The organism is Streptomyces sp. NBC_00005, assembly GCF_045160215.1.
In the GTDB taxonomy this organism is placed as follows: Bacteria; Actinomycetota; Actinomycetes; order Streptomycetales; family Streptomycetaceae; genus Streptomyces.
Genome location: NZ_CP108316.1, coordinates 8,603,052 through 8,629,724, shown reverse-complemented (window position 1 = coordinate 8,629,724; position 26,673 = coordinate 8,603,052). Strand labels below are relative to the sequence as shown.

Annotated in this window: 17 protein-coding genes and 1 tRNA gene; 6 read left to right on the top strand and 12 right to left on the bottom strand. The window is 72.3% G+C overall.

The features are described 5' to 3' along the window. Window positions 1-155: 155 nt before the first annotated feature. Window positions 156-1,211: an LLM class F420-dependent oxidoreductase gene (locus OG303_RS39385; RefSeq protein WP_405874653.1), complete on the bottom strand. Its 1,056-nt coding sequence runs from the start codon at window positions 1,209-1,211 to the stop codon at window positions 156-158. Between the two features lie 194 nt (window positions 1,212-1,405). Here OG303_RS39385 and OG303_RS39380 point away from each other — a divergent pair, with 194 nt between their 5' ends. Next, a complete protein-coding gene (locus tag OG303_RS39380) occupies window positions 1,406-2,398 on the top strand; it encodes an aldo/keto reductase (RefSeq protein WP_405874652.1) in 993 nt (330 codons plus the stop codon). Next, on the top strand, window positions 2,395-4,683 hold the full coding sequence (locus OG303_RS39375) for a helix-hairpin-helix domain-containing protein (RefSeq protein WP_405874651.1): 2,289 nt from the start codon (window positions 2,395-2,397) through the stop codon (window positions 4,681-4,683). The genes OG303_RS39380 and OG303_RS39375 overlap by 4 nt, the downstream gene beginning before the upstream one ends. A 94-nt stretch (window positions 4,684-4,777) precedes the next feature. Here the strand turns inward: OG303_RS39375 and OG303_RS39370 are convergent, their stop codons facing one another. Next, window positions 4,778-5,491, bottom strand: coding sequence for a hypothetical protein (locus OG303_RS39370; protein ID WP_405874649.1), 714 nt, complete (start codon window positions 5,489-5,491; stop codon window positions 4,778-4,780). A gap of 47 nt (window positions 5,492-5,538) precedes the next feature. Here OG303_RS39370 and OG303_RS39365 point away from each other — a divergent pair, with 47 nt between their 5' ends. Further along, window positions 5,539-5,727 (top strand): DUF5703 family protein, encoded by a 189-nt coding sequence (locus OG303_RS39365; RefSeq protein ID WP_005485166.1) that lies wholly within the window; start codon window positions 5,539-5,541, stop codon window positions 5,725-5,727. A gap of 113 nt (window positions 5,728-5,840) precedes the next feature. Here the strand turns inward: OG303_RS39365 and OG303_RS39360 are convergent, their stop codons facing one another. From OG303_RS39360 to OG303_RS39350, 3 genes are all read right to left on the bottom strand, one after another. After that, window positions 5,841-6,626, bottom strand: a complete 786-nt coding sequence (locus tag OG303_RS39360) for a chaplin (protein ID WP_405874648.1) — start codon at window positions 6,624-6,626, stop codon at window positions 5,841-5,843. Between the two features lie 132 nt (window positions 6,627-6,758). Further along, complete coding sequence (gene chpH / locus OG303_RS39355; protein WP_061921333.1) at window positions 6,759-6,992, bottom strand: chaplin ChpH; 234 nt, start codon at window positions 6,990-6,992, stop codon at window positions 6,759-6,761. Window positions 6,993-7,166: 174 nt separating this feature from the next. Further along, window positions 7,167-8,492: a M20/M25/M40 family metallo-hydrolase gene (locus OG303_RS39350; protein WP_405874647.1), complete on the bottom strand. Its 1,326-nt coding sequence runs from the start codon at window positions 8,490-8,492 to the stop codon at window positions 7,167-7,169. Window positions 8,493-8,678: 186 nt separating this feature from the next. Here OG303_RS39350 and OG303_RS39345 point away from each other — a divergent pair. From OG303_RS39345 to OG303_RS39335, 3 genes are all read left to right on the top strand, one after another. Further along, a tRNA-Leu gene (locus tag OG303_RS39345) sits at window positions 8,679-8,766 on the top strand. Window positions 8,767-9,061: 295 nt separating this feature from the next. Next, the gene (locus OG303_RS39340; RefSeq protein ID WP_405874645.1) at window positions 9,062-12,928 is read left to right on the top strand and encodes a Pls/PosA family non-ribosomal peptide synthetase; all 3,867 of its coding nucleotides are present in this window, start codon (window positions 9,062-9,064) and stop codon (window positions 12,926-12,928) included. A gap of 77 nt (window positions 12,929-13,005) precedes the next feature. Continuing rightward, window positions 13,006-14,391 carry a M1 family metallopeptidase gene (locus OG303_RS39335; RefSeq protein ID WP_405874643.1) on the top strand — a complete coding sequence of 462 codons (1,386 nt, stop codon included), beginning with the start codon at window positions 13,006-13,008 and terminating at the stop codon, window positions 14,389-14,391. A 19-nt stretch (window positions 14,392-14,410) separates the two neighbouring features. Here OG303_RS39335 and OG303_RS39330 read toward each other — a convergent pair whose 3' ends face one another. Genes OG303_RS39330 through OG303_RS39300 form a run of 7 tightly spaced genes read right to left on the bottom strand, consistent with a single transcriptional unit; the run spans window position 14,411 to window position 26,666 of the window. After that, the gene (locus OG303_RS39330) at window positions 14,411-15,307 is read right to left on the bottom strand and encodes a peptidoglycan-binding protein (protein ID WP_405874641.1); all 897 of its coding nucleotides are present in this window, start codon (window positions 15,305-15,307) and stop codon (window positions 14,411-14,413) included. Next, complete coding sequence (locus OG303_RS39325) at window positions 15,307-16,857, bottom strand: DUF6519 domain-containing protein (protein ID WP_405874640.1); 1,551 nt, start codon at window positions 16,855-16,857, stop codon at window positions 15,307-15,309. The genes OG303_RS39330 and OG303_RS39325 overlap by 1 nt, the downstream gene beginning before the upstream one ends. Before the next feature lie 54 nt (window positions 16,858-16,911). Further along, window positions 16,912-19,074: a hypothetical protein gene (locus tag OG303_RS39320; protein ID WP_405874639.1), complete on the bottom strand. Its 2,163-nt coding sequence runs from the start codon at window positions 19,072-19,074 to the stop codon at window positions 16,912-16,914. Continuing rightward, complete coding sequence (locus tag OG303_RS39315) at window positions 19,074-22,838, bottom strand: putative baseplate assembly protein (RefSeq protein WP_405874637.1); 3,765 nt, start codon at window positions 22,836-22,838, stop codon at window positions 19,074-19,076. Before OG303_RS39315 ends, OG303_RS39320 begins: the two co-directional genes overlap by 1 nt. Further along, the gene (locus OG303_RS39310; protein ID WP_405874635.1) at window positions 22,835-25,948 is read right to left on the bottom strand and encodes a putative baseplate assembly protein; all 3,114 of its coding nucleotides are present in this window, start codon (window positions 25,946-25,948) and stop codon (window positions 22,835-22,837) included. The genes OG303_RS39315 and OG303_RS39310 overlap by 4 nt, the downstream gene beginning before the upstream one ends. Continuing rightward, the gene (locus OG303_RS39305; RefSeq protein ID WP_405874634.1) at window positions 25,945-26,334 is read right to left on the bottom strand and encodes a GPW/gp25 family protein; all 390 of its coding nucleotides are present in this window, start codon (window positions 26,332-26,334) and stop codon (window positions 25,945-25,947) included. The genes OG303_RS39310 and OG303_RS39305 overlap by 4 nt, the downstream gene beginning before the upstream one ends. Further along, window positions 26,331-26,666: a hypothetical protein gene (locus OG303_RS39300; protein ID WP_405874632.1), complete on the bottom strand. Its 336-nt coding sequence runs from the start codon at window positions 26,664-26,666 to the stop codon at window positions 26,331-26,333. Before OG303_RS39300 ends, OG303_RS39305 begins: the two co-directional genes overlap by 4 nt. Window positions 26,667-26,673 lie beyond the last annotated feature (7 nt).

The following is a 26,673-nucleotide window of genomic DNA, read 5'->3' as shown; positions in this document are numbered from 1 at the left end:
CTGTGTCGGACAACTCCGCCAAAAGGAGGACCCACGGGGTCACTTCGGGGGCGTAACCACGCGGGCCCAGGCGCGTTGTTCTCCGTGACGGCCGTGGCGGGGAAGACCCCCCGAGCCCCCACCACGGCCGCAGAAACCTCTTTCGTCCGCTCCTGTTACGCCAGCCCGGCCCGCTCCAGGGCCTCGGTGCCGGCGCGGAGCGAGGCGATCCGCTCGTCGAGCGTGAAGCCGGCCGGGTTCAGGCTCAGGGTGGTGACTCCGGCCGCCGCGTACTCCTTCATCCGGTCCGCGATGCGGTCCACGGAGCCGAGCAGCGTCGTCTTGTCGATCAGGTCGTGCGGGACGGCGGCGGCGGCGCCCTGCTTGTCGCCGGACAGGTACTTCTCCTGGATCTCGGCGGCCGCGGCCTCGAAGCCCATGCGCTGCGCGAGCTGGTTGTAGAAGTTCTGCTTGGCGCTGCCCATGCCGCCGACGTACAGGGCGGTGTAGGGACGGAAGGCGTCGGCGAGCGTGGACACGTCCTTGTCCTCGCCGAGGGCGAGCGGGAGCGTCGGGCAGACGTCGAAGCCGTCGAGGGTCTTGCCCGCCTTCTCGCGCCCGGCGCGCAGGTACTTGATCGTGGTGTCCTCCAGGTGCTCGGCGGAGGGGAAGATCACCAGGGCGCCGTCGGCGATCTCACCGGTCTGCTCGAGGTTCTTCGGGCCGATCGCGGCGATGTACAGCGGGATGTGCTCGCGCTCCGGGTGCACGGTCAGCTTGATCGGCTTGCCGGGGCCGCCGGGCAGCGGCAGCGTCCAGTGCTGACCGTCGTAGGACAGCCGCTCGCGCGTCATCGCCTTGCGTACGATCTCGACGTACTCACGCGTGCGTGCCAGCGGCTTGTCGAACTTGACGCCGTACCAGCCCTCGGAGACCTGCGGGCCTGAGACGCCGAGGCCGAGGCGGAAGCGGCCGCCGGAGAGCGAGTCGAGAGTGGCGGCCGTCATCGCGGTCATCGCCGGCTGGCGGGCCGGGATCTGGAAGATGGCCGAGCCAACGTCGATGCGCTCGGTCTGGGCGGCGACCCAGCTGAGCACCGTGGCCGCGTCCGACCCGTAGGCCTCGGCGGCCCAGCACACGGCGTACCCGAGACGATCGGCCTCCTGCGCGACCGCCAGGTTGTCCGCGTCCATTCCGGCACCCCAGTAGCCGAGGTTGATCCCGAGCTGCATGGCGATCCCCTTACCGATCAGTAACGTCCCTGTTCCGGAGACAGTAGCGCGCGGCGCCGGGCGGCGGGCAGTCGCGTTGCGCACAGCGGCGGACCGGGCCGGGACGGCGTCGGCATCAACACCCGTGCCGATCACGGAAACTGGTTGTCCACAGGCCCCCACACCACAGGTTCAGGCCAGTAATCTCGGCGTTCATGGAGCAGAGGTATCTCGGCCGTACCGGCCTTCGCGTGTCCCGCATCGGACTCGGCACCCTCACCTGGGGCAGGGACACCGACGAGCACGACGCCGCGGACCTCATGAAGACGTTCTGGGAGGCGGGCGGGAGCCTCGTCGACACGGCGGACGTGTACGGCGACGGGGAGGCCGAGTACCTGCTCGGACGCCTCATAGAAGGCCTGGTCCCGCGGCGGGACCTGGTGATCTCCACCAAGGCCGGCAGCGTGCCGGACCCGGACCCGGACCGCCGTGTCGACGGCTCGCGCGGGCACCTGCTCTCCGCGCTGGACGCCTCACTCGCCCGGCTCGGCACGGACTACGTCGACGTCTGGCACATCCACGCCTTCGACCCGTACACCCCGCTCGAGGAGACCCTCCAGACCCTCGACCTGGCGGTCAGCAGCGGTCGCGCCCGCTATGCCGGCGTCTCCAACTTCTGCGGCTGGCAGATCGCCAAGGCGGCGACGTGGCAGCTCGCGGCTCCCGGCATGCGGACGCGGCTGGCGAGCACGCAGGTCGAGTACTCGCTGCTGCAGCGCGGTGTGGAGCGCGAGGTGCTGCCGGCCGCGCTGGACTTGGGCATCGGCCTGCTGCCGTCCTCGCCGCTGGGCCGGGGGGTCCTGACGGGCAAGTACCGCGGCGACGCCATGCCTCCCGACTCGCGCGGCGCCTCGGAACACCTGGCGCCCTTCGTCGCGCCGTACCTCGACGACACGGCGAGCCGCATCGTGGACGCCGTGCAAACCGCGGCGGACGGGCTCGCCGTGACGCCCCTCCAGGTCGCCCTGGCGTGGATCCGCGACCGGCCCGGCGTGGCCGCGCCCATCGTCGGCGCGCGCAACTCGCAGCAGCTCACGGCGGCATTGTCAGTGGAGGCCCTTAGTCTTCCTGACGAGATCTGCCGGGCGCTCGACGACGTGTCGGCGCCCGTGCACCGCTATCCCGATCACGACTGGAGCACGCTGTGAGCACGGAGCCCGAGCCCACCGAGGAAGCCGAGAACGCCGAGCCGGGGACGCCGGGCGCCGCGACACGGGGCGGCGAGCCGGACGTCCCGGCCCGATCGGCCTCAGCGGAGGACGACGCCGGGGAGGCGGGGGACGAGAGCCCCGAGGAGGCCACGGCTGCGCCTGCCGCGGCGGGCGGTGAGGGTGAGGCCGCCACTCAGTTGTCCGAGGCCGAGGCCGAGTTGGCCGCTCAGCGGTTGGAGCGGGAGCGGATCGAGCGGCGGAAGGCCGAGAAGGCGGGGCCCGTCGAGGCCGGTGCGAAGCTCAGCGGAAAGGCGGCCGATCTGCTCGCCGCCGTCCGGGCCGTGGAGAGCGGCGAGAAGCCCGTGGCCACCGTGTTCAGCGAGCCCGAGCGCGCTCCGCGCCGCGCCGCCCCCGAACCGGTACGGCGTCCGCAGCCGATGCCGGCGGCCGCGGCTCCCGCGCCGGTGGCGGTCGACGCGGTACAGCGCGTGCTGACCGACGGCGGCGCACCGGACACGCTCGCGCCGCAGGTTGCCGCCGCCCTCGGCGAGGGTGCGGACGACCTCCTGCGGGCAGATCCCTGGCTGCTGTTGCGCGTCGGCGGCGTACGGCCCGAGCAGGCCGACGGGTTCGCTCGCGCGCTGCTCGGCGCGGAATGCGGGCCGGACGACGAGCGGCGGGGCCGGGCGCTGACGGGGTGGCTGCTGGAGCAGGCGGCCCTCGCCGGGCACACGGCCCTGGAGCTGCCGGCGCTCACCGCGGCGCTGGCCCAGCGGGGCGTGCCCGATGCCGACGAGGCCGTGCAGAGTGCCGTCGCGGAGGGCGAGGCCCTGGTCTTCCAGGACGCCCTGGACCCGACCGCTCCGGCACCGGAGGCGAGCGAGGAAGGCGAGGAGGCCGAGGAGCGCCCAGTGCGGATCCTGGTCGGCCTGGAGCGGTACGCGCTGGCGGAGGAGAGCCTCGCCGACGGCCTGGCCCGGCTGATCAACTCGGTGCCGAAGGAAGACCGTTCGGCCGAGGACTGGGAGCGGGCCGCCACCTCCGCGCAGGCCTCCACCGCCGAACTCATCCGCGCGGTCGCGGGCCACGGCCTGGTGCTGCACACCGGCGGCGAGGCGTCCCTGGCCGAACCGGCGGCACTGCTGCGAGCAGCAGCCGGCCTCGGCCTGCGCGCCTGGGCCGCCACCCACACCCCGGTCGGGCGCGACCGATTCGCGGCGTTGCGGTCCGGGCAGGGCCGAGCGGACGACGCCATCCCCAACAGCCGCACACCGGGCGGTCCTACGGCCGACGGCCCTGTGGTGGACGGTGCCGCGTCCGGCGCGGCCTCCGTCGCCACCCTCGCCGGTCTGCTCTCCGGCGCCGAGGGTCCCGGTCGGGACGCGGACGGTGCGTTGGATCTGGATCTCCTCGTCCTGCTCGACGCGCCCCAGCTGGACGTCGAGACGGCGGCTCTGCTCGTCGAGTCCCTGCCCGACGGTGCCCGACTGGTGGCGACGGGTGACCCGGCGGTGCTGTGGTCGGCCGGGCCCGGGCGGGTGTTCGCCGATCTGATGGCGGCTCGGATCTGCCCCCAGGTCGCCTCCCGGCTGCCGGATCCCGGGCCCCTGGGCGAGCTGGTCTCCGGTATCGGCATCGGCGAGCTCAACCAGGTCGAGGCCCCCGGCAAGGAGGTCGTGATCGTCCCCGTGCGGGACGCGGGCGAGGCCGTGCACCGGACCGTGCAGCTCGTCGCGGACTCGGTGCCCCGGGCGATCGGCGTCCCGCCCGAGCAGACCGTGGTGATCACCCCGGGCCACGGCGGCGCGGCGGGCACGCGGGCGCTCAACGTGGCGCTGAAGGAACGCCTCAACCCCGGCCCCGGCCGCTTCGGCGGGTTCGACCCCGGCGACCGGATCGCCTACTCCCCCGCACCGGGCCGTACGGTGCCGGGCAACGTCGTGACGGCCGACGCCGAGGGGCTGCACCTGTCGTGCTCGGGCGCCCCCGTCGTCGTACCGAAGGAGCGGGTGGAGCAGTCCGTGCGGCACGGGTGGGCGCTGACCGCGCACCAGGCGGTCGGCAACCGGTGGCCCGCGGTGGTCGCGGTGCTGCCCGGGGACGCGGCGCAGACCCTGAGCCGTCCGTGGGTCTACACGGCGTTCGGCAGGGCGGACCGCCACCTGTCCGTGGTCCACGGCGTGGAACAGGCACTCCCCCGAGCCGTGGCCGAGGTCCCGGCCAAGCCCCGCACCACCCGCCTGCCGCTCCTGCTGGCGACACAGGTGCCGACCACCGGCTGAGTCCGGCACTGCAAGAACGACGACGGAGGCGGCCCCGGGGTTCTCTCCCCGGGGCCGCCTCCGTCTCGGCCGTACCGTCCGTCGATGCTCCGCGTCAGCGGTCGGCGTCCAGCGGCTCCAACTCCTCGTCGCCGTCCAGCTCCGGGTCGAGGTCGTCCTCGAGGTCGTCGTCGTCCACGCCGGCGAGGCGCCCGTCGTCGATCTCGTCGTCGAAGACCGCGCTGACGTCGAAGCGGCAGACCACCCGCTGCGGATCGATCTGGTCGAACGGCGCCTCCAGCCACTCGCCGGGATCGGCCGGTTCGTCCGTGGCCGTCACCCAGAGCGTGGAGTCGCCCTCCTCCAGCCCGAACTCCTTGTGCCGCGAGGCGATCTCGTCCGGCTCGAACTCGCCGAACAGGATGCCCAGCGCCCCGTGCACCGTCGCCGAGGCCTCCGCGCCCGCGCCGTCCTCGGAGTCCGCCGCCTCCACCCGCTGTGCCTGTGCCAGCAGCCGTTGCGGCTCCACGACGGCGTAGTCACGGCGGAGCAGCACGCTCAGCGCGTTCGGCTCCTCGGGGCCCGTGTACGGCGGCAGTGTGTCCTCCGCGCCGGGGATCTCGAAGGGCGTGACCTCGTCGTACCGGTCGTAAAGCAGCTCGTCGTACGTCTCGGCGGCCGCGGCCAGCTCGTTGAACGCTTCGTAGACAGCCGGGTCGTCCTCCCCGGACCTGCGTTCGACCGCGGCCAGGTGGCGGTCGAGCGCGGTCTTGACCGCCTCGGCGGCGGCTCGTACCTCGGCAGCGGTGGGCTGCGCAGCATCAGACATAGTGCAGACGCTATCCGTACCGGGCCCCAGCCCGCACAATAGATGCGATGCCGGAATACGAATTTGTCGACGTGTACGTACCGCGCGGGGTTTCCCGCAAGGACGCCACACGCCTGCTGACGGACCATGCCGAGTACGGACACTGGGAGTTGGACCGTCTGAGCCTGCTGCGCGACGGTAGCCGCAGGGTGCGGTTGCGCCGGCGGATCATCCGCCAGGTGCGAGCCACGTGGTGAGCTGAGGCGACGACGGAGACGACGGAAACGGAGCGGGCCCCGCCAGGGCGGGGCCCGCTCCGTTCTGCGCACCGCGGGGGAAGTTCGCGGTGCTTCACGTCGATGTGGGCGGTTTACGCCGAAGCGCGCGCCTTGCGGTACATGACCGCGCCCGCCAGCAGCGCCCCCGCACCCACGGGGAGCATGAGACCCAGCGGCAGTTCGCTGCCGGTGTGCGCGAGCTGCGCGGTGCCCTGGGGCTGGGTGACCGACTGGGCACCCGGGTGGTTGGCGTGCGAGGAACCGCCCGGCGTCTCGCCACCCGTGCTGGGCGGCGTGCTCGGGGTGCCGGGGTGACCGGGCTCGGTGGGCTTGCCCGGGTGGCCGGGAGTGCCGGGGTTGCCGGGCGGCGTCGTCTCGCCGCCACCTCCCGGAGGCGTCGTGTGCCCGCCGCCCGAACTGCCGCCGTTGGTGCAGTCGTTGTCCTTGGCGGCGTTGCCGACGCCGACGATGTCGACGCTGTTTCCGCACACGTTGACCGGCACGTCGACCGGGACCTGGACGTGGTTGCCCGAGCCGACACCGGGCGAGTCACTGGCGTGCCCGCCGGCCTGGGACCCACCGCCGGAGCTTCCGTGACCGGAGCCCCCGTGTCCGCCGGACGAGCCGCTGCCGCCGCCCTTGTTGGCGCATGTGTTGCCGATCGCCGGGTTGAGGATCCCGACGACATTGACCGTGTTGCCGCAGACGTTCACCGGCACGTGCACCGGCACCTGCACCGTGTTGCCGGACAGCACGCCGGGCGAGTCCGAGCTGGAGCCGCTCGCGCCCGAGTCGGCGTGGGCATAGCCGCCCGCGGCGGCGAGCACCCCGGTCGCCGCGGCCACGGTCATCAGGCCCTTGCGGGTGACCTGTCGCATAACTGAATTCCCTTGCCTTCGTTAGTGACCTGGAACCTCGCGAAGAAATTCGCGACAAAGGCCGGTCGGCCCCGGGGCGCATGGCGCGCGCTCCGGAGCCGACGGGCGTGAGCGACCCTCAGCGGGTCGACGTCACTTGTTGATGCAGGTGTTGCCGAAGGCGGGGTTCAGCAGCCCGATCACGGAGACCGTGTTGCCGCAGACGTTCACCGGGACGTGAACAGGCACCTGAACAACGTTGCCGGAAACGATGCCCGGGGAGTGCACCGCGGCACCCTGAGCACCCGAGTCGGCGACGGCCAGGCCCGCACCCGCGAGAACCAGACCACCAGTGGCAGCCGCAGCGGCGACGACCTTCTTGATCATTATTCCTCCTTGTTGGCAATGCGATCCCAAGTAGCGGATCACATGAGATGTAACGAGGAGGGAGTAATGAGGCTACGAGCTTATCGTCGCATTCACTCTTTTCAGTCAATACCGCACGGGCGCCCGATTATTGAAGTTTCGTTTCACTGGGCGAATACCGGACGCCAAAAGCGTTCAGGACGCGTCGATGAAACGGTCGAGCACGCGCACACCGAACTTCAGGCCGTCCACCGGCACCCGCTCGTCGACACCGTGGAACATGCCCGCGAAGTCCAGCTCGGGGGGCAGCTTGAGCGGTGCGAAGCCGAAGCCGCGGATGCCCAGGTCGTCGAAGGACTTGGCGTCCGTGCCGCCGGAGAGCATGTACGGGACCGCTCTGGCGGCCGGGTCCTCGGCGACCAGCGCGGACTGCATGGCGTCCACCAGCGCCCCGTCGAAGGAGGTCTCCAGGGCCTTGTCGGAGTGGACGTCCTCGCGCTTCACCTTGGGTCCGAGGATCTTGTCCAGGTCGGCGAGGAACTCCTCCTCGAAGCCGGGCAGGAAGCGCCCGTCGACGTGCGCCGTGGCCTCGCCCGGGATGACGTTGACCTTGTAGCCCGCGCCGAGCTGGGTGGGGTTGGCCGTATTGCTCAGGGTCGCGCCGATCAGCTTGGCGATGCCGCCGAGCCTGGCCAGGGTCCCCTCCATGTCCTCCGGGTCCAGCTCGGTGCCGAGCGCGTCGCCGAGGTCGTCGAGGAAAGCCCGGGTCGTCTTGGTCACGCGGACCGGGAACTTGTGCCGCCCGAGCCGTGCGACGGCCTCCGACAGCTCGGTGATCGCATTGTCGCGGTGGATCATCGACCCGTGCCCGGCCGTGCCGGCCACGGTCAGCTTCATCCAGTGCATGCCCTTCTCGGCCGTCTGGATCAGATAGAGCCGCCGCTGCTCGTTGACCGTGAACGAGAAGCCGCCCACCTCGCTGATCGCCTCGGTGACGCCCTCGAAGAGGTCGGGATGGTTCTCGACGAGGTGCCGGGCGCCGAACTTGCCGCCCGCCTCCTCGTCGGCGAGGAAGGCGAGGACGATGTCCCGCGGGGGCCTGCGCCCGCTGCGCAGCCGGTCACGCACGACCGCCAGGGTCATCGCGTCCATGTCCTTCATGTCGACGGCGCCCCGTCCCCACACGCACCCGTCGGCGACCTCGCCGGAGAAGGGGTGGTGGGTCCAGTCGTCGGCATTGGCCGGTACGACGTCGGTGTGGCCGTGGATGAGCAGCGCGGGCCGCGACGGGTCCTCGCCCTCGATGCGGGCCACCGTGGAGGCCCGGCCCGGGTGCGACTCGAAGATCTTCGGTTCGAGACCCACCTCGGCGAGCTTCTCGGCGACGTACTCGGCCGCCTTGCGCTCACCGGGACCCGAGTGGTCGCCGTAGTTGCTGGTGTCGATCTGGATCAGCTCGCGGCAGAGGTCCACGACCTCGTCCTCGCCGGTGATGCCCCTGGCCGTGTCCGTCTCGCTCACGCTGCTTCCTCCCGCTGTCACTGCTGGTGGTTCCCCTCATCCTCCCTCTCTCCCCGGCCGCACCCCAAGACCGGACCCGGCCCGTCACACGCCGTTCACGCCGCACGGGGGGTGACCAGGGGCCCCTGGAAAGCCTGGTAATGTTTCCCTCGTCGCCGCGGGGAAACCCCGCACGACAGACACCTTGTCCGGGTGGCGGAATGGCAGACGCGCTAGCTTGAGGTGCTAGTGCCCTTTAACGGGCGTGGGGGTTCAAGTCCCCCCTCGGACACCAGCCGAAGATCCCCGGCCGCTCAGCGGTCGGGGATCTTCGTCGTTTCCGAGCCGCGGAGCTCTCTTCACGCACCGTGTGGGGCATCTCTCCCCGGAGTGAAAACCGCAGGTCACAGCGGCCCGCACCCACTCCCCACCGCCCCGGACAAACGTCCCGAGTGGCCGATCAGCCGCCCGGAACCTAGCGTCGTACTAAAATTTCCGGCTTGTTACGGAGCTGGACCCGGACAACCCCAGGCAGACCTGCGGGCCCGCCAGCGCCCCGGAGGCTTCCGGGATCGAGACGCGAGGACCGGATGGCAGCCATACACGAGAGCAGTGCTCTCGGTCTGCTCGACGTAGAGCTCAGCGCAGAGATCCACCAGCAGTTCGGCGACACCGCACGTTTTTCCGGAGGTCAGGCGGCCTCTCCGCGCACGCTCGTGGACATCTTCGATGCGTCCGTGCGGTCGTACCCGGACGAGCTCGCCCTGGACGACGGCACCACGCGGCTCACGTATCGTGCGCTGGCCGCCGAGGTGGAGCAGCTGCGGCGGCGGCTCGGGGCGGCCGGGGTCGGGCTCGGTGACCGGGTGGGCGTGCGCGTGCCGTCCGGCACCAATGCGCTGTACGTCGCGATCCTCGCCGTACTGGCCGCCGGTGCCGCCTATGTGCCCGTGGACGCCGAGGACCCGGACGAGCGGGCCGAGCTGGTGTTCGGGGAAGCGGACGTCCGGGCTGTCATCGGCACGGGGCACGGACTCACCCTCAACGGGCGCAGCGATGTCCCCGCCGCCCGGCCCGGCGTGGAGCACGACGCGTGGATCATCTTCACCTCCGGTTCCACCGGGAAGCCCAAGGGCGTCGCCGTCAGTCACCGCAGTGCCGCCGCGTTCGTGGACGCCGAGGCCGCGCTGTTCCTGACCGAGGACCCGATCGGTCCGGGTGACAGGGTCATGGCGGGGCTGTCCGTGGCCTTCGACGCGTCCTGCGAGGAGATGTGGCTGGCGTGGCGGTACGGGGCCTGTCTGGTGCCTGTGCCCCGGTCGCAGGTCCGCAGCGGGGCCGACCTCGGGCCCTGGCTGGTCGAGCAGGAGATCACCGTCGTCTCGACGGTGCCCACGCTGGCGTCCCTGTGGGAGCCGGAGACCCTCAACGACGTACGTCTGCTGATCTTCGGCGGTGAGGCCTGCCCGCCCGAGCTGGTGCAGCGGCTGGTGACGGAGGGGCGTGAGGTCTGGAACACGTACGGGCCCACCGAGGCCACCGTCGTGGCCTGTGCCTCGCTCATGTCCGGCGAGGAGCCCATCCGGATCGGGCTGCCGCTGGACGGCTATGAGCTGGCCGTCGTCGACGAGGCCGGCGAGCCCGTGGCGATGGGCGCCAGTGGGCAGTTGGTGATCGGTGGCGTGGGGCTCGCGCGATACCTCGACGCCGAGAAGGACGCTGAGAAGTACGCGCCGCTGGAGTCGCTGGGCTGGGAGCGGGCGTACCGCAGTGGTGACCTCGTCAAGGCCGAGCCGGAAGGACTGGTCTTCCTCGGGCGCGCCGACGAGCAGATCAAGCTCGGCGGGCGCCGGATCGAGCTCGGCGAGGTGGATGCCGCGCTGCAGGGGCTGCCCGGAGTCGCGGGTGCTGCCGCCGCCGTGCGCACCGCCCGCAGCGGCAACCAGCTGCTCGTCGGCTACGTCGTCACCCAGGACGGCTGGGACCGGGCGACCGCGGTGGAGAAGCTGCGCGCCGCGCTGCCCGCCGCCCTCGTCCCGCTGATCGCGCCGGTCGAGGACCTCCCGACCCGCACGTCCGGCAAGGTCGACCGCAACGCTCTCCCCTGGCCCCTGGAGGGCCTGGAGACCGGCGGTCCGGCCGAGCAGCTCTACGGCACCGAGGCGTGGCTGGCCGAGCAGTGGACGGAAGTCCTCGGCATCCCCGTCTCCAGTGCCCGTGACGACTTCTTCGCGATCGGCGGCAGCAGCCTGGCCGCCGCCCAGCTGACGACGAGGCTGCGCACCCGCTACCCGAGCGCCGCCGTCGTCGACATCTACCAGAAGCCCACCCTGCGCAAGCTGGCCCGCCACCTGGAGGAGTCGTCCCAGGGCGACGGGGCCACTCGCGTGATCGCCCCGGTGCCGACGCGCGCCAAGGTGATCCAACTCCTGGTGCTCGTCCCCCTGTTCACCCTGCTCGGGCTGCGCTGGACGGTCGCGCTGGCCGCCCTCGGGAACCTGCTGCCCGCCTACTCCTGGCTGCCGACCGCCCCTTGGTGGCTGGTCGCGGCCGGTGCCGTCCTGCTGTTCAGCCCGCCCGGCAGGCTCGCGATCGCCGCGGGCGGGGCGCGGCTGCTGCTGCGGGGTGTCGGGCCCGGCCAGTACGCGCGCGGCGGCAGCGTCCATCTGCGGCTGTGGACCGCCGAGCGGCTGGCCGAGTTCAGCGGGGCGACCTCGCTGACCGGCTCCTGGCTGGAGCGGTACGCGCGGGCGCTGGGCGCCAAGGTCGGACAGGACGTGGACCTGCACTCGCTGCCGCCGGTCACCGGCCTGCTCAGGCTGGGCCGGGGCGCGGCCGTCGAGTCCGAGGTCGACCTGTCCGGGTACTGGCTGGACGGCGACCGGCTGGAGATCGGCACCGTCCGGGTCGGCGGGCATGCCACCGTCGGCACCCGCAGCATCCTCTTCCCGGGCTCCCGTGTCGGAAAGCGGGCCGAAGTGGCCCCCGGTTCCGCCGTCACCGGGCAGATTCCCACCGGTCAGCGCTGGGCCGGCGCGCCCGCGGTCAAGCTCGGCAAGGCCAAGCGGAACTGGCCCAAGGAGCGCCCGCAGCGCGGCACGTACTGGCGCGTGATGTACGGCCTGACGGGCCTCGCGCTCTCCGCGCTGCCGCTGCTGGCGGGCGCCGCCGCGTTCCTCGTGGCGTACGCCCTGATCGACGCGGACGCGCCCGTGCGCGGTGTCGCGCTCGCCCTGATTCCGGCGACGCTGGCGTTCGGGCTGGCGTACGCGCTGCTGATCCTGGTCGCCGTACGACTGCTGAGCCTCGGCCTGCGTGAGGGTACGCACCCCACGCACAGCCGGATCGGCTGGCAGGCCTGGACGGTCACGCAGCTGATGGACCGCTCGCGGGAGACGCTGTTCCCGCTGTACGCCGGGCTGGTCACGCCGGTGTGGCTGCGGCTGCTCGGGATGCGGATCGGGCGGGGCGCCGAGGTGTCCACGGTGCTGGCGCTGCCGAGTCTGACGACGGTCGGCGAGGGCGCGTTCCTGGCCGACGACACGCTGACGGCGCCGTACGAGCTCGGTGGCGGCTGGATGCGGATCGGGCGTGCGGAGATCGGGCGGCGGGCGTTCCTCGGGAACTCCGGGATGACGGCGCCGGGGCGGAGCGTGCCGGACGGCGGGCTCGTCGGGGTGCTGTCGGCGACGCCGAAGAAGGCGAAGAAGGGCAGCTCGTATCTGGGGCTGCCGCCGGTGAAGCTGCCGCGCAGCGCCGAGACGGGCGACCAGAGTCTGACGTACGACCCGCCGGCGCGGCTGCTGTGGGCGCGCGGTCTTGTGGAGCTGTTCCGGATCGTGCCGGTGTTCTGCTCGGCCGGTCTTGCCGTGCTGACGGTGGCGGCACTGTGCCTGCTCGGGCCCTGGGCTCCCCTGCTCTCCGGTCTGGTGCTGCTCAGCACGGGCGCCGCGGCCGCTGTCGTCTCGTTCGTCGCCAAGTGGCTGCTCGTCGGGCGGCACCGCACCGGTGAGCACCCACTGTGGAGCAGCTTCGTGTGGCGCAACGAGCTCGCGGACACCTTCGTCGAGGTCGTGGCCGTGCCCTGGCTGGCCGGTTCCGTGCCGGGTACGCCGGTGATGACCGCGTGGCTGCGCGGCCTGGGCGCCAAGATCGGCAAGGGCGTGTGGGTGGAGAGCTACTGGCTGCCCGAGACCGACCTGGTGACCCTGGAGGACGCGGCCACCGTGAACCGCGGCTGCGTCCTGCAGACCCACCTCTTCCACGACCGGATCTTGCGGACGGATACTGTTGTTCTCCGTGAGGGTGCCACGCTGGGCCCTGGCGGGATCGTGCTGCCCGGCAGCACGATCGGGGCCCGCACCACGCTGGGTCCCGCGTCGCTCGTCATGGCCGCGGAGTCCGTCCCCGACGACACCCGTTGGCTCGGCAACCCGATCGAGGCATGGCGCCCCTGAGCGCGGGCCACTCGGAGTCGGTGGGCGTCGCACCGGCGACAGGGAGTGGCGAGACAGCGCAGGGAGCAGAAACGGCAGTGGCAGTTCAGCAGTCGGCGGGGTCGGACCCGTACTTCCCGGAGCACGGTGATGCCCGCTACCGGGTGCACCGGTACGAGCTCACGCTCGACTACCGCCCGGGCCCGAACCGGCTGGCCGGGAGCGCCCGCATCAACGCGATCGCGGGCCGGTCCCCGCTCACCGAGTTCACGCTCAACCTGTCCGACTTCAAGATCGGGCGGGTCCGGGTCGACGGCAGACAGCCGCACTACACGCACCGTGGCGGCCGGCTCCGGATCCGTCCGGCCAAGCCGGTCCGCCCCGGTGCCGCCTTCACGGTGGAGGTGCACTGGTCGGGCAATCCCAAGCCGGTCTCCAGTCCCTGGGGCGGGCTCGGCTGGGAGGAGCTGGAGGACGGCGCGCTGGTAGCGAGCCAGCCGATCGGGGCGCCGTCCTGGTACCCGTGCAACGACCGGCCCGCCGACAAGGCGTCGTACCAGATCTCGATCACCACGCCGTCCGCGTACGCGGTGGTGGCGGGTGGCCGGCTGCTGACCCGTACGACGAAGGCGTCCACCACGACCTGGGTGTACGAGCAGTCGGCGCCCACGTCGAGCTATCTGGTGGGGCTGGCGATCGGCAAGTACCAGACGGTGCTGCTGGGCGACCCGGGGCCGGGCGGGGTGCCGCAGCACGGGCACATCCCGGCGAACCTGCTGCCGGAGTTCTCCCGCGACTTCGCGCGGCAGCCGCAGATGATGGACCTGTTCCAGGAGCTGTTCGGCCCCTACCCGTTCGATGAGTACGCGGTCGTGGTGACCGACGAGGAGCTCGATGTCCCCGTCGAGGCACAGGGGTTGTCGCTGTTCGGCGCCAATCACGTGGACGGGGCCCGGGGTTCGGAGCGGCTGGTCGCGCACGAGCTGGCGCACCAGTGGTTCGGCAACAGCGTGTCCATCGCGGACTGGCGGCACATATGGCTGAACGAGGGGTTCGCCAAGTACGCCGAGTGGCTGTGGTCGGAGCGGTCCGGCGGGCGCAGTGCGCAGCAACGGGCCGCCGCCGCCCACCGGTTGCTGTCCTCGCAGCCGCAGGATCTCCGACTGGCCGACCCGGGGCGGAAGTTGATGTTCGACGACCGTCTCTACGAGCGCGGCGGTCTGACCCTGCACGCGGTGCGCTGCGCGATGGGCGACGACGCCTTCTTCCGCATGCTGCGCGCCTGGGCGGGGCTGCACCGGAGCGGGGCCGTGACGACCTCGACGCTCATCGCCCACGCCAACCGGTTCGCGGACGAGTCGCTGGACGACGTGTTCGCCGCCTGGGTGTACGGCGCGGCGCTGCCGCCCCTGCCGCAGCCGCAGCCGGAGGCCCGGTTTCCGGCCCGTCCGACGCACCCGCCCACCAACGCCGGGCCGGCGTAGGCGGGCGGGCCGGCCGTCGTCAGGACGCCGGGACCTTCAGCTTGTCCCAGCTGACCTTGCCCGGGATGCCGTCGGCGTCCTTGCCCTTGAAGCCGAGCTTGCGCTGCCAGGCCTTGTAGGAGTCGCGGTCGGCGTCCGTCCACTCGGGGCTCGGCCCCTCGTCGTAGTGGTTGCACCCCTCGGCGACCAGTCGCCGGCCCATGGCCGTGATGACCGGGGACTTCTGGCCGTCGTGGAAGAAGCCGGCGCCCGGGAACGGCGCGTACGAGGGCTTGGTCGGCGTGGGCTTCGGGTCGGGGTCCTTGTCGCCGCCCCCGCCGCCCTTGCCGGCCAGCCGTTCGGCGATCCGCTTGCGCATCCCGTCCATCGTGAAGCCGCGCGGGTCCTGCTTGCCCGGCTGCCACTCCTTGTGGCCGATGACGGACCGCTCGCTCCAGCCGTGGTGGCGGCAGATCGCGGCGGACACCTTCTCGATGGCCTCCTTCTGCGCCTCGGGCCAAGGGTCCTTGCCGTCACCGAGGTTGATGCACTCGAAGCCGTAGAAGTGCCGGTTGCCGTCGGTGTCGGCCTCGTTGTCGTGCGGCAGCTTCGACTCGTCGACGACGGCGCGCAGGACGTCGCTGTCGCCCAACCCCGCATGATTGGCACGGCCGTTGCCGACGAGGTGGATCTCGCCCTTCTTGTCGATGACGCCGTGGCACAGCGGTCCCGGCAGGCCGGAGTAGCCGTTGTAACAGATGTTCACGGAGGCGTCCGTGCCCGAGGTGACGGTGTGGTGGATCATCACGCCGTTCACCGGGCCCCACGGGCCCTTCGTATTGCGGTTGTGGCTGCGCCAGTTGCGCACCTCGTGGACCGTCAGGCCCTCCTTGCGCAGGATCTCCAGGAGCTTGGACGCGCTCAGGGGTGTCGCCATCACTCGTCTCCTTCCACGGCGGCCTCCGCTTCCGCGGTGGTCTGTGACCTCCCGTGCGAGGGGTCCTCGGCCGCGAGCTCCTCACGGCGTGCCTGCTCCTCCGCCGCGAGGGTCTTCTCGTCCGCGGCCGGGATGCTGCTGGCCAGCGGGCCGAAGGCGAGGCGGAGGTCGACGGCGCTCTCCTCGCCCTTGACCAGGGCCAGCGGGGCGAAGTGGCGGACGATGCCGGCGGGGCCCCGGAGCAGCGGGCGGCGTGCCGGGTCGGCCGGCCATTCGACGCTGCCGGTTGCGGTGCGGGCGGGGATCAGCCAGTGGTCGCCGGTGCGGTACGCGCCGCCCTTGGCGAAGTACACCTCCACGCCGTCCTCCAGGGGCAGCCACTCCCCCTCCGTGACGGGGACGGCACCGCCCTTCAGGGCTGCCGTACGGCCCTTGCGCTTCGGACCCTCGTGGTGGTCCCAGCGACGCAGGAACGGGTTCAGGTCGGGCAGCCGGCCGACGCTCTCGTCGGGCTCGGCGGACAGGCGGACGCGGCGGCCCGGCAGGTCGAGTTCTTCAACTCGCAGCAGGGGCAGGGCTTCCAGGCGGGAGGAGTACGCGGTGTCGGTGAACTCGACGTGGTCGCCGACGTCCAGGTCCAGCTTGTCGTCGTGGCCGAGCGACGCCAACTGCACCCAGGTGCCGTCGAGTTCGTCGACCGGGAAGACGACGGAGCCGTTCTCGCGGGACCACTTGAAGGTGGCGTCCTTCAGCGCGCCGCCGGCGTGGACCTCGACCCGGTACAGCTGGTTCTCCGGTCCGCGGTAGCGGGCGTCCGGCTTGACCAGGCACGGGTCCTCGTCGGCGTGGTCGGGCCGCTCGCTGCGGGCGGCGAGCCGGGCGGTGTCCGCCGTCTGGCGCTGCGCCCACTTCTCGAAGGCGGCGCGGACCACTTCCTTCGACGGGTCGGCGTCTTCTATCGCCAGCTCGGTGAGGGACAGCGGCAGGACCTGCCAGAGCACCTTGACGCGGGCCGCGGTGTCCGGCATCGCCGCGCCGAGTGCGACCTCGCGCAGCGCCGGGTCCTCGGCCGCGTTCACCGAGCGCTCCCACACGTTGAGGTACACCACGAACGGCGACTGCGCGGGCGACGGCAGGCGGTCGCCGGGCTTCTCCGGGTCGCGGAAGGCGTCGGGCTGGTCCCAGTAGGTCCAGTACGAGGGCGGGGTGGCGGTGTCCTCGGTCTCCTCCGCGTCCTCATCTGGCACGGGCGTACCCGGCGCCGGGCGGTCCGCGTCGAGCAGGATGCCGTCGACGTAGTAGCGGCCGCCGTGGATGTAGAGGGTGTCGATGTCGTGCTTGCCGCCCACGTACTCGATGCGGAAGCCCGCCGCGTCGCGCGGACCGCCGTAGCGGCCGATCAGGTCGGCGGCGAGGGTGCGGGCCTGGTGGAGCTGGATCGCGGTCTGCTCGTTGGCGTCGGCGTCGAGCTGGACGCGGCCCTGCTGGGCGACGACCGCGGAGTAGTGCCGCTCCGGGTGGAACGTGAGACGGGAGAGATCAGCGTGCATGAAGGGGGTCCCCCTGGTTCAGGAAAGTGCGGGTGAGTCGTACGGCGGCACTGCTCATGTCACGAAGAAGATCCCGGCGTCGGCGCCCGCGGGCGTGTACTGGGCGAGCCGCGCGCGCAGACCGTCCTCGCGCTGCGGCCGGTAGAGGTCGTGGAAGGCGCCCATCTCGGCACCGTCGTCCGCGCCGCGCCGGAGTTCCTCCGGGCCGCGATCGGCCAACTGCCCGTACCAGGGCGTCCCGTAGCGCACGGCGGCGAACAACGGCCGTACGCCCGGTGTGAGATCGGGCTGGCAGCGGTGCCTTCGTGGCGTGCGGGAGCCGGCGGGGACGTACGAGTGGCGCAGGCAGCCGATGCCGCGCCGGGCCACGTGCAGCTTGCCCGTGAAGATCGAGTTCTCGGCGATCTCCACTGCATGGGTGTGGACTTCGCCGATGACGGTCGTGCGGTGCACGTGCAGCACGGCGTGGGCGTGGCGGCAGTCCGGGGCGGACAGCGCCTCGCGGTCGTGTCCTGTGGCGTCCAGGATGCTGTCGCGGAGGTGGATGTCGAGGGGGTCCTCGCTCACCTCGTCGCCGATGACCTCGATGGTGCCGAGGACGCTGTGCTCGATCTGCAGGCAGGCGGTGGTGCGGTCCAGGACGATGCTGGGTTCGTCGGGCGAGTGCGGCTCGCACTCGGGCTCCAGGGACCAGCCGGGGACGAGGGTGCTGTGCCGTAGGACCACGGCCCCCATCGGGCCGGTGACGTTGATGCCGCGCCCCGCGACCAGCAGTCCGTCGAGGACGATGCGGGGCCGCTCGTGCGGGGCACAATCGTCGTTCACCGCACGGATGTTGAGGGCGTCGGGCCGGTTGCTGTACCAGTCGAGCAGGCGGATCACCGGCCGCGTGCCCTCGGCCGCCCGCAGCTCCAGGCGGTCGCCGGGGTCGAGGTCGAAGTCCAGCTGCTCCTGGTAGGCGCCGCTGTGCGTGATCTCGATGATGCCGTCGGGGCCGGTGCGGTCGGCCCGGCGGTCGTGCTGCCAGGCCCGGTAGGCGTCCATGATCTGGCGGTACGGCTGCCTGGGTCCGACCCGGTAGAACGCGGCGTCGGGCCGGTCCACTCGGTCCGGCCGCTCGTACTCGCCGCCGCCCATGTCGGCGCCGTACGCGTAGTGGTAGTCCACCCACACACCCTGCCGGGGCGCCGAACGTGCCCCGAACGCGATCCGTCCGAGCTCGGGGTCGACGGCGACCTGGCCGCGCCGCGGCCGGTAGCGCCAGTCGGACAGGTCGGTGACCACGATGTCGGACGGCGGTACGGGCTTGTCCTCGCCGTCGCGGCGGATGACGAAGCTCTTGCCGGGGCCGTAGTAGTCGAGGAGCCGGTCGTGGAGCAGGCGGCGGGTGATGAAGGCGGGGACGTTGTCGACGGTGGCGATGTGGGTCGGCGACGGCTCCGGGACCGGCTTGGTGACGAGGGGGCTGTCGTTGCCGAGGATCGAGAACGTGTAGAGGTTGCGGGCGCGGTCGATGCAGTACGCCGGGGAGGAGGTCAGCGCGTACGCCTTGAGCCGCCAGACGAAGAGGGCGACTCCCGCCGGGGTCCAACCGCCTTGCTTCCTGGCCGAGTTGGCGCGGCGGATGTCGACCGTGCGGGCACCCGTGTCGAAGGGCGTGCCGGTCAGCGCGAGCGCGGAGCCGTCCCGGAGGTCGAGGGTGCGGCCCCTGTCCGAGTCCCGGTACAGCTTCACCGACTGGTTGTGGGCGACGAGGTGCGACAGCTCGACGGCCCGCGCGGGCCAGCCGGCGACCTGCTCGGAGATCTCCTCCAGGAGATGCAGCGTGCCCTTGCGGCGGCGGTTGGCGACGGTGGCCGCCACGTCGGCGCGCGGCGCGACGGCCTCGGCGAGCGCGGCACGTCCGCCCTCGTGCAGGCCCGTGGTGAGGACGCGTTCGTAGCCGGGCAGGGTGCGGTAGCCGACGAGATCGCCGAGGTACGGCAGCACCCAGGGGGCCGCCGTTTCCACGAACAGGTCCTCGTAGCCCTGCTCGACGCCGTCGCGGACCCGGTCGAGCTGCTCGGCGATCACGGCGAGCAGCGCGCGCAGCGGCTCGCCCTCCTCGGCGTCGCGCAGGAGGTGCCAGCGAGGCAGCAGGGCGGCGAGGCCGTCGGGTTCCCGGGATGTCGCGGGGGCTTGGGTGTCGAACTGGACATCCGTCAAATGCACAGACATCACTTGACCTCCGTCAGGATGAGGGTGTCGGCGGCCCGGGGTGACAGCAGGGCGAGCTGGGCGGGGCGGATGCCGCGGAAGACGAACACCGTCCGGCCCTTCGCCAGGCGCCGGGTGTCGGTGATGTCGGGGTTGAGGCGCAGGAGTTCGGCGAGCGGGATGCCGTAGCGAGCGCAGACGGCCGACAGGGTCTCGCCGTTCGCGTCGCGGACGGTGTGGACCTTCTCGTCGTACGTCGCCTGGTGGGCCGGTACGGAGGCCTTCGGGGCGCCGGGGTCGGTGAGCAGCGCGGCGAGCTCTTCCGGGGTGGCGGACGCGGGGACGCCGGTGAAGACGTCGACGTCCACGTAGTCGACGCCGGGCACGGTGTGGGCCGTGGCGAGGAGGTCGGAGAGGCGGGCGGGTTGCCCCAGCTCCCGTCCCTCGTACCCGAGTCGGGTGCGCAGCGCCTGCCGCAGCCTCGGCTCGACGAATTCCCAGGAGTAATCAGGAGCGACCTTCACCTTGGCGGCGACGAGCAGCAGGACCAGTTCGCGTACGTCCACGCGGACGGTCAGGTTGGGGTCGCCGTACTCGGTGAGCGCCCCGCGCAGGGCGCGCAGGGTGTCCGAGTCGCCGTCCAGGGGCACGTCATCGGTGCCCGCGACCGTCACGTGCAGCACGCGCCGCCGCCCGTCGAAGAGTTCGCGTGCGGCGGCCCGGCCGATGCCGGCCCGGGAGCGGGCGAAGTCCTCGTAGTCGGCCGCCGAGACGAGCCGGTCGAGAGCGGAGACGGCCAGTGGGATCGTCCGGCGGGTCAGACCGGGACCGTCCGCGTCCGCGCCGCCCGTCGCCGGGCGGGGGTTGGTGACGGCGGTGACGCCGAGCGGGCGGGTGAGGGGCTGGGTGAGGCGGTCGGCGGGGACGTTGGCGGCCTTGCCGGTGCCGAAGCGGTAGCGGGCGTGGACGTTCTCGTGACCGCTGGGCAGGCGGGCGCCGTGGATGCCGTCGCCGAAGGTGACCGTCGTGCGGGCGTCGGAGGCGGTGCCGGTGATGTAGACGCGCTCGCGCGGGCCGCGTCCGGCGAGGCTGTCGACCTCGTGCCAGAGCACGCCGTCGACGCGGATCTCCAACACCGGTGTGGCGCCCAGGGGGTTGTCGTCGGCGAGCCAGGTCAGCGGGGACTGCCAGAGCGCGAAGGTCTGGTTCGTGCGGTCCGAGTCGCCGCTGCCGATGGCCTCCTCGCGGCTCTCGCCGTGGGTGGCCTCGACCACGTTGCCCAGGATGCGGACCGTCTCGCGGTGGTAGCGGTGGGCGAGGTCGGTGGTCAGGGTGAGGTGGGTGTGGACGCGGTCCCCGGGCAGTTGCGGGTCCACGGTCGCGTCGGCGGCGGCGATCGTGACGACCTCGGTGGCGGTGACGCCGGTCGTCCCGGGGATGTCGCTGCGCTCGCCGGTGACGACGAGGAGGCGTCCGACGCCCAACCCGTCGTACAGCTCGGCGAGTTCGATCTCGTTGCCGTGCACCTCCTCGCCGAGCGGCTCGTCCGCCAGGCGCAGTGGCTCGCCCGCCGCGTACACGGTGGTGTCGCGGATGTGCGACAGCAGGACGTCGAACTCGTCCAACCAGGGGTCGGCGAGGGTGAGTTCGGTGCCGCGGCCGGTGATGCCGTAGTTGGTGTACGCCGCCGTACGCGCCGAAACGACCTGGGTGGTGACGAACGCGAGCTTGGCGTCGCCGGGTATGCCGTCCTGGGCGCCCTTGGCGGGACGCTGGACGGCGACCCAGCTGCCGACGGTGATGCCGGTGTGCACGGTGTCGAGTTGCAGCACGCGCCGGTTGACGGGCGCGGGCTTGCTGGCGATGACGATCTCGACGTTGGGCTCGGTGCTGCCCACCGTGTAGCGCAGGCTCACCTCGTACTCGCCGTGGGTGAACTGCTCGGTGGCGCCCGGCCGCAGGGAGATCTCCTGTGCCGTGCCGTTGTTGATGCCGATGTGGATCAGGCCGTCGTCGTCGGGACGGGACACGAACAGGGTGCGGTCGGGCAGTCCGTCGCGCAGGCGGACGGTGACGCCCGGCTCCTGGGAATCGGCGGGGCGTCGGGTGAGCCAGCTCAGGTCGCGGTCCTGGGCGGCGCGGGTCGACAGGTCGACCTGGCCCGGTCCGAGCGCGAAGCTGACCTGCTGGGTGAGCGGCAGGGTCACCGCCCGCTGGTCGGAGCTGTTGCCCTCGACGTACTGGAACTCCGCCCGGACCGGCGCCTTGCCCGCGGTGTCGTAGACGACCCGCATGCCGGTCAGCTCGGCCCCCGTGAGCGGCCAGTCCGCGCTGCGGATGACGCGGCCCTTGTCGTCCTGGACCGGCTTGAGCGGGGCCGTGGCGCCGAAGGGGGCGGCGGTGACCCGCATCGCGAGCAGGTCGCGGAGGAGCTGGGCGGTGCCGGGGGCGGCGGCCGCCGCCTTGCGCCAGGCCGGGTAGAGGCCCGCGAGGCCGGGGTTGAGGGCCGCGAGGAGGCGGGCGGTGTCCGTGCCGGGGAGCTGGGCGCCGGTGCCGGACGGCGGGGCGGGGGTCTGGGCGCCAAGGGCGGGGAGGACTGCGGCCAAGGCACGGAAGGCGGCGTCACGGGGGTCGGTGGCCACCGCTGCCTTCGCACTGACCGTGTCCGTGGTCCGTGCGGGCGCCAACTCCAGCGCACGCTCGGCGAGTTCGGCGAGTACCGCCTGCAGCTGCTCGAACCAGCCAGCGACGTCCTCCCACGGCGTGGCAAGCACCTGCGCCTCGCCGAGGCGGGCTACGGGCTCCGCTAGGCAGGTCGCGAGGCTCTCGGGTGTCTTCACCTCGTCCAGAGCCGCACCGAGCGGAGTCAGGACCTGGTCCTCGAAGTCCTCGATCAGCCGGCTGACCGGGCGCGGGTTGGGCACCTCGGGCGTGGGCGGCTCATCGCCCGGCTCGCCGGGTGCTGTGGGCTCGGCGATCCACCGCTGCACCTCGTCGACGAGCTCCTTCAGCGTGGCCGGGGCCGACTTCGGCAGGGTGATCGCCGTGATGTCGTCGTCCCGGTCGATGCGTACGCCCGATACGGGCAGCAACTTGCGCTCCCCGCCCGCCTGTTCACCGAAGACGAACAGCAACTGGTCGCCGGTCTGCAGGGAGTTGGTGGTGCCCTCGACGAAGAGTTCGGAGCGGCGCTCCAGATCCTCGGGCGTGACCAGGGACGGGCGGCGCCTGCGCACCTTCAGCTCGTTCCAGTCCCAGCGGGCCGTGAGGTCCCGGCTGGTCTCGAAGGTCAGGGACTCCTCGTCGGCGGATGCGGGCACGCTGTGGGTGCGCGCGCCGCGTGGGATCAGCACGGGCAACGCCTCGGCGCGCGGGTCGCGTTCGAGGGTGTACGCGAGGTGGGTGGCGGCGGCGACACCCGGCCGCGGGCGGTGGCCGACGAGCCGACCGAGCAGCACCAGTGAGCGGTGCTCGTTCGCCGTACGGACGTAGGCCTCGTCGGCGATCCGCTCCGAGTGGAAGGTGAGCAGGTCGCCGAGGACGGCCGTGGCGTCGAGCAGGCCGATCGCCGGGTCGTCGGGCGTGCGGACGGTCAGGCGGTCGAGTGCCGGGTACGCCGGTGAGGCGAGCCGGTCGAGCAGGGCCGCCAGGAAGGAGCCGTACTGGCCGACGCGGTAGTCGAGGGCGGTGCGGCCGGGCGGATTGTGCAGCGGGGCGGGCGCGAGGCGCTCGTCGTGGCCGCCGCGGCAGGCGCCGCCGCACGTGCATGCGTCGGTCGCGGTCATCGGGCACCTCCCAGGGATATCGCCAGCTGGCCGTTCTCCGGCCGGTCCGGGTCGTTGTCGCAGGTGGCGATCTCCAGCGGGCCGAGCCGCAGCACGCCGTCCTCCCTCTCTCCTCGGTCCTGCTCGAACAGCCGCCGCAGGCGGGTGACTTGCACGCTCTGCACGCCCAGTACCGCGGCGGCGACGGCGACCAGTCGGCTCAGCCGTACGGGTTCACCGAAGGTCAGCGCGTCCGGGTGGAAGAACCCGAGCCGACCGCCCGCGAGGCGGCCGCTGCCCAGCACCCGGTACAGCTCGGCCAGGATCTGCCCGTGCTGATGGCCGGGCGCGGCGCACACGCTCAGCGCGATGTCGAGCGGCACCAGGCGGGCGGGGCCGACCACCAGGTCGTGGCCGATACGCCGGTACGCCTCCAGGGACTGCCCCACCTGGGCGAGCAGTTCGGGCGACGGCTCTGCGCTGCCGTAAGCGTCGATCGCGACGTGCGCCTCCTGGGCGCTGCCGGTCCAGCGGATCTCCGCGGCGGCGCGCTGTACGCCGGGCAGCTCCGCGGCAAGGGCGGCGTAGTCCTCGGCGGTGACCGCACGAAGGCGGGTGCGGCGCAGGTCGAGCGGGGCCAACTGGCGTGCCTGCTCGACGGGTTCGGGCTCGACACCGCCGGTGGCGGGCAGCGGGTTGCGGACCACGGCGGCCGGCGGATGGTCGCAGTCGCTCTGGATGACCAGGTGGTTGATGGCCTCCGCGCCGACGTTGCCCGCGATGCCGCCGCCGAGCCGGTAGTGCAGGGCGAGCCGGTGGCCCGGTGCGGGCTTCGCGCCGTGCCGGGCGTCGCCGAAGCGCAGGGCGAGGCGGCCGTCGTCCTCCAGTTCGCCGACGAAGTGCCGGTCGCGGGGACCGCTGTGGAACAGGTCGGGGCGCGGCACCCAGGTCAGGTCGCCGTCCTCGACGCGTACGGCGGGGAGCGCCTCGCGTGGGTCCTGGCCGAGCGCGGCGCTCGCGGAACCTCGGAGCACCGGCTCGTCGGGGTGCAGTCCGGCCGCGTACGCCGGGCCCCAACTGTGCGCGATCTCCCAGGCGATGTGCCCGTCGAGGACCGTGCCCGCGCGGGCCCGGGAGGCGAGGATCTCCACCCGGCGCAGTTTCGTGTCGAGCAACTCGTCGTTCTTGTGCAGGAGTTCACGCAGGGCGCGGACGGGATGCGTACGGAGTTCGAACCGCTCGATGACCTTCAGGCCGTAGATGACGGTCAGTTCGTCGATTTCCTCGTCGGCGAGTCCGTCGCGGTCGCGGGCGCTGCGCCACAGCTCGACGAGCCGCTGCCGCACCCGCCCCGGGATAGCGGCGATGCGCTCGGCCTGCCCACAAGCCACGATCCGCGCATCCGGGAACGGCACCGCCTGGACGACCGGGGAACGGCCGAGCACCGGGCGGAAGCGAGGTGCGATGCCCGGATACACGGACTGCGCGAGCAGCGTGCGCAGGGCGGCCGCCTGGGCGTACGCCGTGCCGGGCACCACGCGTTCGTGCCGCTGCCCGGCGCGCTCCAGACCGAGTCCGGAGCGTACGGTCGCCGGCTCGCCGACCACCTCGAACAGTTCGCGGACGTCGTCGGGTACGAGTGCTTCCCCGCTCTCCGCCTTGTCCGTAAGGGAGTTGATGAGACGAGCAGGGGCGTTGCCCTCTTCGCGGTCGTAGCAGCCGAAGGCGGGAGGGTCGCAGGGGGCGACGACGGCCGGCTCGGGCGGCACGGTGGCCGTCTCGGGGAGTCCGGTGAGGGTGCGGCCGTGGTCGACGAGGACGACGTTGCCGCGGGCCACGGTCACGTCGTCGACGGGCAGGCAGTCGCGGCCGCCGCGCGTGGTCAGGCAGAGGGGGAAGCGCAGGGCGTCCTCGGCGGCCCAGGTGACCTCCAGGACCGGCTGGTCCTCGATGCGGTCGATGCCGGGGGTGACGGAGGTGAGGCGTACGGCCTGGCGGTGGCTGGGGTCCCGGTCACCGGGGGTGCCGGTGCGCGGGCCCTTCACCTCCTCCAGGACGAGCAACTCGCCGGGACTCAGGGCGAGTCGACGGTCCCGACAGGTCTCCGGGTCGTCCCACTCGTCGCGCAGGGTGGCCGAGGTGGCGCCCTTGGGCAGGGTGCACACCTCGCCTCCCCAGGTCCACAGACGGATCGCGTTGTGCGCGACCTTCAGCTCCAACGGGTCGGCGGCGAGGACCGGTTCGAAGACCTCGACCGAGCCGCGCTCGTCCAGGTCGCCGAGGTCGATCTCGTCGATCACCGTGCCCGGTTCGGGCCGGTCGTGCGGGTCGAGGGTGCGCACGTCGACGGAGGCGAAGCGGAAGGTGCCCGGCGCGAGGGTGGTGTCGCCGGTGGTCCGGACGGTGACGTAGGCACGCGCCGTGCAGCCGTCGTGCATCGCGTAGTCGATGAGCCGCACGTGACGGCGTACGGAGACCCGGCGGCGTGCGGTGTCCAGGTAGGCCTCGGTGGCCACCGCGTCCTGCTGGTAGCTGATCTGGTCGCCGGTGTGGGCGAGCAGCTCGACGAGCGTGACGCCCAGGTCGGCGGGGTTGCGCTCGACCCAGTCGGGGGTGGTGAGCGCGAGCCGGTCGAGGAGCAGTTTGCGGATGGTGTCGTAGTCGCGGGCGGTGTAGTCGACGACGGGCGCGTCCGGGAAGTCCGGCACCTCCTCGCCATCGTCCTTGCAGTCGAAGGGAGTCGGGCAGTCCGGCCGGAAGGAGAAGGACGCGCGGTGGTAGCGCTGGTCGAAGCCGCGAAAGGGTTCGGTGCCGGGGCGCCCGTACGGGTCGGTCTCGACGAGCGCGAACACGTAGCGCGAGGTGTCGCCGGCCCGGTCGAGGGTGACGTAGAGCCGGTCGTCGAGTTCCGGGTCCTCCTCGCGTTCGACGCTGACGTCGACGGCCGTGATGCCGGTGATGCGGCGGCCGCCGTCGATACGGACGTTCTCCGGGCCGAGGCCGTGCGGGGCCTTGCCGAGGAAGGTGACGGTGAGCAGGAGCCCGTCGTCACTCACCTCCACCGCGTCAACTCCGTTGAGCTGAGCGGCCCTTACCTTGGCGCGGCGGGACGTGGTGGTGCCGGTGGTCATGCGACCCTCCCCTCGAAGACGTCGTCCGTACGGGTGCCGGTGGCGCGCAGTACGTAGGACAGGTAGACGCGCACGGTGTTCTCGTCGCTCACGATGTCGAGGGCCACCACGTCGATGAGGTCGCCGAGCCAGCGCTGCAGCGAGGCCTGCACGGACAGTTCGAGGGTGCTGACGAGTTCGGGACTGTTCGGAGCGAAGACCAGATCGAGGAGCCCGCAGCCGAAGTCGGGGCGCATCACGCGCTCGCCGGGGCTGGTGAACAGCAGTTGCTCGATCAGGTCGTGGACGTGCTCGCCGTGGGGCGCGTGCGCGGTGCGTCCGCGGCGGTCGGCGCGGAAGGGGAACGCGATGTCGCTGCGAGGGCGTTGGCTGGTTCGGCGGCTCATCGGACCGTGACCTTTCGCTGGGCGGCCTGGACGACGGGCGGCCCCTGCGGCACGAAGGCCGCGCTGAAGCACTGGGCCGCCGAGGTGTCGAGCAGCACGGGGGCGCCGTCGACCGTGATGCCGGTGCCGTCGGCGGTCCAGCGGACCGACACGCAGGGCGTGGGCACACCGGCGACGGTGTGCGGGCAGCCGGTGACGACGTACGCGTGCGTGGCCGTCGCGATCGCGACGCCCCCGATGCGCACGCCGCCGGAGGGTGTGGTGGCGGCGGTGACCCGGCCGCCGTGCGGGCAGCCGATCACGGCGCCGGCGTCGAGCAGACTCCCGGACAACTTGGTG

What these genes read in the sequence shown, in the direction of transcription:
- OG303_RS39385 (WP_405874653.1), bottom strand. Translation starts at nt 1,211, where the DNA reads ATGCAGCTCGGGATCAACCTCGGCTACTGGGGTGCCGGAATGGACGCG.
- OG303_RS39380 (WP_405874652.1), top strand. Translation starts at nt 1,406, where the DNA reads ATGGAGCAGAGGTATCTCGGCCGTACCGGCCTTCGCGTGTCCCGCATC.
- OG303_RS39370 (WP_405874649.1), bottom strand. Translation starts at nt 5,491, where the DNA reads ATGTCTGATGCTGCGCAGCCCACCGCTGCCGAGGTACGAGCCGCCGCC.
- OG303_RS39365 (WP_005485166.1), top strand. Translation starts at nt 5,539, where the DNA reads ATGCCGGAATACGAATTTGTCGACGTGTACGTACCGCGCGGGGTTTCC.
- OG303_RS39360 (WP_405874648.1), bottom strand. Translation starts at nt 6,626, where the DNA reads ATGCGACAGGTCACCCGCAAGGGCCTGATGACCGTGGCCGCGGCGACC.
- chpH (WP_061921333.1), bottom strand. Translation starts at nt 6,992, where the DNA reads ATGATCAAGAAGGTCGTCGCCGCTGCGGCTGCCACTGGTGGTCTGGTT.
- OG303_RS39340 (WP_405874645.1), top strand. Translation starts at nt 9,062, where the DNA reads ATGGCAGCCATACACGAGAGCAGTGCTCTCGGTCTGCTCGACGTAGAG.
- OG303_RS39330 (WP_405874641.1), bottom strand. Translation starts at nt 15,307, where the DNA reads ATGGCGACACCCCTGAGCGCGTCCAAGCTCCTGGAGATCCTGCGCAAG.
- OG303_RS39325 (WP_405874640.1), bottom strand. Translation starts at nt 16,857, where the DNA reads ATGCACGCTGATCTCTCCCGTCTCACGTTCCACCCGGAGCGGCACTAC.
- OG303_RS39320 (WP_405874639.1), bottom strand. Translation starts at nt 19,074, where the DNA reads ATGTCTGTGCATTTGACGGATGTCCAGTTCGACACCCAAGCCCCCGCG.
- OG303_RS39315 (WP_405874637.1), bottom strand. Translation starts at nt 22,838, where the DNA reads ATGACCGCGACCGACGCATGCACGTGCGGCGGCGCCTGCCGCGGCGGC.
- OG303_RS39310 (WP_405874635.1), bottom strand. Translation starts at nt 25,948, where the DNA reads ATGACCACCGGCACCACCACGTCCCGCCGCGCCAAGGTAAGGGCCGCT.
- OG303_RS39305 (WP_405874634.1), bottom strand. Translation starts at nt 26,334, where the DNA reads ATGAGCCGCCGAACCAGCCAACGCCCTCGCAGCGACATCGCGTTCCCC.